Below are 7,862 nucleotides of genomic sequence, written 5' to 3' on the forward strand. Positions count from 1 at the left end.
CGGGCCGATGCCGTCGGTCCAGTGATAGCACTGGGCGAAGTTGCCGCCCGGAAACCGTATCACCGATGGCCGTAGCGCCCTGATCGCTGCAACCACGTCCGCCCGGAACCCGTGAACCGCGGTCGTCGGCATCAGAGATGCTTGGTCAAGCCACACCGTGCCTGGGCCGGCGAAGGAAACGCTGAACACGGCGTCGTCATCGTCCGCCCCCGGCGAAAGCCGGGCCGTGTGATAGGATAATTCCCCTCCGACTCCCACAAGCTCGGCGGAAGCGTACGGCTGCCCCTGCGCTGAATGCAGCGCAACAGTGACGGGACCGGCCAGCCCAAGTTGCTTGAGCCACGCGCCCACGTCGTATTGCTCATTCCGCCGGATGACAATGCTCCGTTGGCTGACGCCGCACGTACCGGTCTCCCCTGCTATCCGCTGCGCATGGGTCCGTCCGTTACCCATATGCGTAAGCGCAGTATCGCCGTCAATGGCACACGTGGCGCCACCAAGGGGCTGCCACTGATCGGGTACGCCATCGGCGTTGCCGTCGGGCATCTCGAACGAGCGGTCGCGGAGTTTCTCCGCCCAGATGCCGCCAATGACGGAGTCGTTCAATATCACGAAGAAGTGACCGGAGAGATGAGGCGGCGCTTGGCCGATGATACGCGCGGCGTCCACGAAAATGATGGATCTTGCGGCGGCATGCACGGCCGAGAGCGATAGCCCGACCGCGCACGCAATAGCCAAGGCGCTAATGGCGGACGGTGTGAGCCGGAGGGGCGCAAGCGATTGGATTGTCGTCACATCCCTACCTATCAAATCAGATCCCTGCGAGAAGCGCTTCCAATCGCACTTGCCATAGCAGCTTATCCAACTGCGTGCTGATGCGATTGAGACCCAACTCCAACCGCGCAAGCGTCTCCGCGTCAACGCTCTTCGCGGTCAGCGCCGTTCGCGCAGCCTCGGCCGCTGTAGCATATTCACCAAGCCGTGTTTCGAGCGCCTGCCGTACGGCGTCGTCGGACTCACTACCGGCGGCGCGGTTCAGTTGCTCAAGTCTCGCGTCAAGTTGCGCGAGTGCCGCGCGCAGCAACCCCTGGCTCGCCGCGTCACCGAGGTCTTTGCCCGCTGTGATGAGAATCACCCCGGTGCGTTCGTCCGCGCGGAAGTCGGCAGCGAGTTGGCTCAAAAACTCCGCGGTCGGCGACAACGTAAGGTGACCGAAACGGACGGGATCGTGGAACGTGCGCATCACTCGCGCCCAACTGCTCCACGGTTGCCCCGCGCCGATGTACCGATCGCGGCATACGTTTATCCCGTGCACCTGCCCCGTCGCCGGCGTGACCCCCAGCCCCTGCCACGGAACACGCAGTTCAACGTACCACGCCTTCTCGCCGATAAGTGCCGCCGCTGTGATCTTGCCGTCCCAGTGAGTGCCGACTTCCGGGCCCACATCGTACAGCGAGCCAGCGGCGTCCACGCCGAGCTGGTAGAACCTTGTGTGCGAATGCCCAGGGTCGAGGAAGATCTCAACGGCTTCGTGGCGGAAGATCTCAAGCTCGTCGCGAGCCGCCGCCACCAAGCTGATGCGCCCCGGCGTCGGCTCATCACAGGTCACTGCGATGTACAGCGCCGCGTCATCGTACGCGGCTCGGAAGAAGGTCTGCACAGGCGCCAGAGCGCCTCCGTGAAACTCGGCGAATCCATTCGCCACCGGCACCGCTTCCCAGCACCCGTCGTCCAGCCGCCCGTCAATAACCGGCGACGATGCCGCCCGCATGCAGGCGTACACCTGTATCGGGAGATCATCCGCCGCGAGGCAGGCAGTCACTCCCACCCAGAGCAGGACCGCCAGCGTCAGTATTGTCCTGGTCATGCGATCCCTCCCACGCGAGCGCGAGCGCGGCGGCCGCGCGGCCTACGAGAAACCTACTGCACGATGAAGCGCGCTTCCGTGGTTTCGTCAGTGTACAGGTCAACTGCGCGGACCGTCCATGCTCCGGACGGATCGTTGTAGGCAATCGGCAGCACGACGTCGGCGCCCTCAGGTCCAGCGACCAAGACGCGGTTGAACCATTCGGCGTGCGTGCCGTCCGGTTGATATACCTGGACTCGGGCGGCGTGGTGCGCGCGGCTTCCGGCATAGGACAGGCGCACCGTGAGCTGCTCGCCCCGCCGGACCTGCGTCTGGCTGAGCGCCACGTCCGAGGTCGGCAATCTCCGCGGTGACAACGCCACGAAAGTGGCTCGCGTCGGCAGCTTGTGAACGGTGAATGTGGTCTGCAGACCGAGGTATCTGCGTTCCCGCAAGTCATAGACATGCAGCGCATGCGGAAGCGTCACGCACACCAGTTCGTCCTTGCCGCCGAAGACCGTGAGGAAATCCACACCCCGGCCGTTCCAACGAATCACTTCCGTATCACGGACCGGCTTCCCATTTCGGTCCGTGACGCGGACCGACGCCTCAATACCGCCCAATGCCAACACTTTCGCGAGGAAAGCGCAATCCGCTTCCGCACTCGCCGCATCCGCGAGCCGCGGGAACGACTCCAACGCGAAGTTGAGCAGCACCGCCCGTCCGCGCCCGACCGGTTTCACGATGCAGATCGGCGCTCCATCAGCCGCCCCCGCCGCCTCTCCGTCCTCAGCGCGGACCGCGGGGTCAACTTTCGCGTCGGCGAACGCAAGCCGAACCGGAAGCGCGCGCTCGCCGATCCCGCCGTCCACATCAACCTTCGCCGTTACTGCCTCCGCGTTGCCGGTGCGCTCGATACCGAGGAGGCCGTCGAGCAGCCCGCGCTGGAGCGGTTTGCAGTGGTGGTCGTATATCCCCGCGCGCACATCGGCGATCACCGTTCCTCCGTTTTCGACAAACTCGCGAATCACCTCCGCCTCGCGCGGCCCGATGGCTTCTGCCTGAGGCAGTATCAGCGTTTTGTAGCGGCGCGCGTTGAATTCACCGCGACGCAGCATGCGGTCGGTTACATAATTGAACTGGAGACCGAGCGCGCGCAGCGCTCTGTGCCATGCCGCATGCGCGCCTTCGTACGCCCCGTAGGAGGGTCCCGCCTCAATCCTATTCGCAAACAACGATGGATACGAGTAGAGGATGGCAATGCCGTCGTCCTCGCGCCTGCACGTTAGCAGTAAGTCACCGAGGCCGTCGCGGACGATCTGCGTGTCGCGCTGCATCTCCTTGATGGCCTTCCACGGCGCCAGGTGCGGCGCGAGCAGCCCACGGTAGGTACCGAAGCCGTCCCACCGCCACCACCAGACGCTGTCGCATCCGCGGGTAATCATGCGCCAGTACTTCTCAAGCAGCGAGTCGGCATCCTTTGTGTAGCCCATCCAGTTGGAGCGAATGAAGTCGCGCGGGGCGATGGAGCGCAACACTTCGTCCTGCACGCCGGGATACGGCGACCAGAACCCGTTGGTGCGGCAGATAAGGTCAATGTCGGCGCCGTCGGAGAAACGCCCGGCCCCCTCGAAGCCCGTCAGCGCCTGCGGGTCCATCTCCTTGAACCGCCGGTCGAAGCGCTCGCACAGCCCCACGAAGTTGTAGCCCTTGAATGCCTGGCGGTCATACCAACGCGCGTATTGCCTGGCCTGCAGAGCCCCTGCCTCGTCGTTGTCGCCAGGGGCCGATAACTGCACCTCGTCGAAGCTCGCGTATCGGCTCTCCCACGACTGGTTGAGCGCGGAGATGTCGCCGTACTCCTGCTGCAGGTAACGGCGGTATGCGGCGAGGCAGGCGGGATGGACACAGCTTCCCGTGGTCGCCGTCTCGTCGCCAAGCGAGTACACGAAAACACCGTGTTGACGCGACCGCTCGTGCGTGCTGGCGATACCGTTAATCCACTCGTCCACGGCAGGCTCATCGTTCCAGCACGCCGGCCGCATATAGCCGTTCTTGTCCCACGACGTCATAATGCGAGTGGTGTACGGGATCTGTGCGATATCCGAGGCGGCGACAACCAGCGGCGGAGCGCCGACCTGCAGTTGCACCGTGCACCCCAGTCGAGCCAGTTGTTGCTCGACGTACCACGACAGCGGATCCGGGGGGTAGTCCCACACCACGACGTTGAACTGCCCGCGCTGCCGCTTGGTTACTCGAAAGTAGCTGTAAGCCGATGATACCTCCTCGTTACCATCCATCACCAGTGCGCGAACCTCGAGCAGCATCGGCATCCAGTCCTCGACGGCGAACTCAAAGCTCGCAGCCGAGTTGGTCACCTGTTCGTCGGTCTGCGCCAGGATGCGCCCGCGGGCATCCAGCAATTGCGCTCGCACCGTTTCCCCCGCCAACGCATCTCCGCCGAGTCGCACCGTGCCGGCGATACTCTCGCCGATCTCACCCCACACTCGATTCAGTTCGACCTCCGCCACGACGCGGGGAGACGTGATCTCCATGGGCACCGTTGCCCACGCCTCGATGCCGTCCTTGCCGCGGGCGATAACATCCAAGTGGTAGTGCCCCGCGGGGTAGCGCCGCGCAAGCGGGAAGACGAGCGGCCCGTCAGAACTCGAGTGCCGGCCTTGTGGGGATAGCGCGAAAGACGTGCCGTCGGTGCGGCGGAGCCGGGCCTGCACGTCAGCGATCTGCGCCCCACTCGCGTTGCCCCACTCGACGGTGATCTCCGTCCTGGGCAGGTCCGTCCGCGTGATGCCTCCATCGGGAACCGCTACACCAAGCTTGATGCGAGGCCCCTTGCCGGCAGCCCACAGCACCGCCCTGCCCACACGCTCGAGCCAGTAGTCGTAGTCCGTCTCCCATCCCGCATGGTATTCGACGTGGGGACGCGCGGGAAGCCGCATGCCGCGCCCCGCCTTGATGCGGAAAGCATCGCCGGGCGGATCGTTGGCCAGAAAAGGCGGGAGGTCGGTTATCCTGTTCTTCGGCTTCAGCGCCCTCTCGTCGTCCACGCCCAGGAACACGATGCCCGCTCCCCCAGTCACCGCCTGGTATAACTTGTACTGGGCTTCGTGAGGCAAGTGAGTGACCGGGACCCCGGCGAAGAGAAAGCAATCCCACGGCTCGTCCAGGAGGCGCATGATGCGTTGCACCCCGGCTTCGCCCCCGCGCCATTCCGTCTGCGGGCTATCGATGATCCGGTGGTAATATGCCGTCTTAGCCTCGATGTCGAAACGCTGCATCAGTTCGACGATGTCGCGCGCCTCGATGCCCCGGTCGTACGATCCCCAGCCGATGTACAGCACGCGCACCTTCCCCAGCGCGTAGGGTCGGGCCCAGTCCGTATGGGGCGTCTCGAACTCCATGGACAACTCATGGTCTTCCTCGAGTTCCTCGTTCACCGCCGGTGCCGCGGCCGCACCGGCCAGCGCCGCAGCCAGACCGAAGGTCGCGATGAGGAGACACAGCGAGGATTCGCGCATGATGGTTTCTCCTTCGTTGTCGACAATGCTTTAGTTGTGGGCCCGGCGATCACCACCTCGCGGGCCTTAGCGTGGCGCAGTCTTCGCGCACAGTCACGAGGTGGTTTCTGCCGTCGCGAGGGGTTTTCCTACAGCGAGCCGGGCATCGAGAACCCCCCTGTGCGCCTGGCGGAAAAGGTGAACCGCCTGGCATGGAGTAAGATGGATTCCCAGGAGGAGTATGACTGCGATGCATGTTCACAAGCTGTACGCCATCATCGTGGGGTTGCTCGTGGGCACGGCTGCTTGCTCCGATGCGCGCCCGAACGACAGTGTCCTCGAGGGCCTGACGCGGCTGCAGGCCTTCGAGACCCGTCGGGAAAGCAGCGCGCACGAGGACCTGCAGAAGAACGGCGACGCGCGCTCCATCGAGATCGGGGAGACCCTCGTGCTCGGCGAACTGGAGGGCCCCGGGGTGATCACGCATATCTGGTGCACCGTGGCTTCCGAGGATCCGTTCTACGCGCGCTCGCTGGTGCTCCGCATCTACTGGGACGGCATGGAGAGGCCGAGCGTCGAGGCGCCGCTGGGTGACTTCTTCGGCGTCGGCCACAGCGCGCACAGCAGCTTCACCTCGCTGCCGGTAGCCGTGTCATCCGAGGGCCGCGCGCGCAACTGCTTCTGGCGCATGCCCTTCCGCGAAAGCGCTCGCGTGACCGTCACCAACGAATCGGACACGTATCGCACCGGCTCGTTCTACTACTACCTGGACTGGCAGAAGCACGACTCCATGCCCGATGACATCGCTTACTTCCACGCCCGTTATCGCCAGGAACACCCGGCTCGGCCCGGCGACTACACGATTCTGGAAACCAGGGGCCGCGGGCATTACGTCGGCACGGTTCATTCCGCCCAGCAGGTGGAAATCGGCTGGTTCGGAGAAGGCGACGACCGCTTCTACGTGGATGGCGAGGACTACCCGTCGCTCAGCGGCACGGGTACCGAGGACTACTTCTGCGACGCCTGGGGTTTCCGGCAGTTTTCCACTCCATTCTATGGCGTGTCTCTGTGGGAAGGCTACTTCCCCGGCGACCGGGTGACGGCATACCGGTGGCACCTCAGCGACCCAGTCACGTTCAAGAAGTTGCTCAAGGTGCAGATCGAACACCGCGGCAGCATCTTCACCGAAACGGTCGAGCACCTCGGGCAGTTTATCGAGCGTCCCGACTGGATCAGCTCCGTTGCGTTCTGGTACCAGTCGCCGGCGGTGGGCGCCGACGAACCCATCGCGCCGGTCGCGGAGCGCGTTGCGCCGTATCGTGTCCTGCGCGCGGCTGACCTCGAGGTGCGGGCCGAGCCGGACATGATGCTGCAGAAGGATGGCGGCGCGGTGAATTACATGCCCGCCACGGGGGACGCGAAACTGGAGTTTGACTTCGACGCCACCGACGCAGGCATGTACCAGTTGAACGCCGTGCTCTATCACTCCGTAGTTGGCGGCAAGTATCAGCCGTTCCTGGACGGCAAGCCCTTGGGTCAGACTCTCGACCTGTGCATCCAAGGCGCGGATTGGCTGTGGGTGCGCTTCGATCTCGCACGGCTCGAATCAGGCAAGCACACGCTGCGCTTCGAGGGGCGGGGAGTCTCGCCGAACAAGCGCAGCCTGATTCCAACCGTTAACCAGGTCGGTATGTATTACCTCGTGCTGTTGCGCTTGGAAGACATGGAGGGGTATCACGCGGAGATGAACCGGATACTCCAGGAACGGCAGCAGAAGTAGGCTGCGTCGCACAACACGCTTTGGCGCGGCGCCCGGTGTCGTGGGTATCACGACTTATGATGTTGATCCCCGGAGGTATGTGAATGCGATATATGCGTGTCTATGTGTTGGTGTGCGCTGCGGCCTGGGCGGCGCTCTCCGTGGCCGCGTGCGCCGCCCCGGCGGCGACCCTCGAGGATGCCCGCACGGCCGTCGGCCGCGCCCAGAGCGTGCTGCGGGATTTCGCTGTTGATATCACGGACTGGAAGTTTGGGCTGGAAGCGTCGGATGATGCGCGTCTGCCGGATTTTGATGACTCGGACTGGGAGGCGAGCGGCATTGGCGCCAGGTGGCAGAAGGAGAACACCTACGGCTGGTACCGCACGCGACTGACGGTCCCGGAACGGCTGCGCGGCCTGCCCACCGCGGGGCGTCGGCTGACGTTCCTCGTCGGCATTGACGACAGGGGCGAGGCCTACGTCAACGGGGAACTGCAGCAGAAGTTCGAATGGGACAGCGGTCGCGTGGTGTTGGCCGAAGCCGCCGAGGCGGGCACGACGTACGTCATTGCCATCAAGGCGATTAACGATATCGAAGAGGGCGCTCTGCGTCACGCGCGATTGGTGCTCGGCGGCACGGAAGAACTGGAGGCCCGTCGCGACGCATTCCTCGACCGCCTGCGGCAGGCAGCGCAGTTCTGCAGCCATCACCCGGCCCCGAATCCAGCATTGCTGTCCGC

5 protein-coding genes are annotated in these 7,862 nt (G+C 64.4%); 2 read left to right on the forward strand and 3 right to left on the reverse strand.

Annotation, left to right across the window (positions count from 1 at the left end; translation table 11 throughout):
• The 3 genes from JSV65_05970 to JSV65_05980 all read right to left on the reverse strand — a co-directional run.
• Positions 1–669: hypothetical protein (locus tag JSV65_05970; GenBank protein UCH35898.1), on the reverse strand; the 669-nt coding region annotated here is incomplete at its 3' end.
• A 142-nt stretch (positions 670–811) separates the two neighbouring features.
• Entirely contained in the window at positions 812–1,867 is a 1,056-nt protein-coding gene (locus JSV65_05975; protein ID UCH35899.1) for a hypothetical protein, read from the reverse strand.
• A gap of 53 nt (positions 1,868–1,920) precedes the next feature.
• A complete protein-coding gene (locus JSV65_05980; GenBank protein ID UCH35900.1) occupies positions 1,921–5,385 on the reverse strand; it encodes a beta-galactosidase trimerization domain-containing protein in 3,465 nt (1,154 codons plus the stop codon).
• Positions 5,386–5,614: 229 nt separating this feature from the next.
• On the opposite strand from JSV65_05980, the gene JSV65_05985 reads away from it, so the two are divergent.
• Together JSV65_05985 and JSV65_05990 are read left to right on the forward strand one after the other, a co-directional pair.
• Positions 5,615–7,144, forward strand: coding sequence for a DUF2961 domain-containing protein (locus tag JSV65_05985; GenBank protein UCH35901.1), 1,530 nt, complete (start codon positions 5,615–5,617; stop codon positions 7,142–7,144).
• An 83-nt stretch (positions 7,145–7,227) separates the two neighbouring features.
• A partial coding sequence (locus JSV65_05990; protein ID UCH35902.1) for a hypothetical protein occupies positions 7,228–7,862 on the forward strand: 635 nt, incomplete at its 3' end.

This window comes from Armatimonadota bacterium (assembly GCA_020354555.1).
Taxonomy (GTDB): Bacteria; Armatimonadota; Hebobacteria.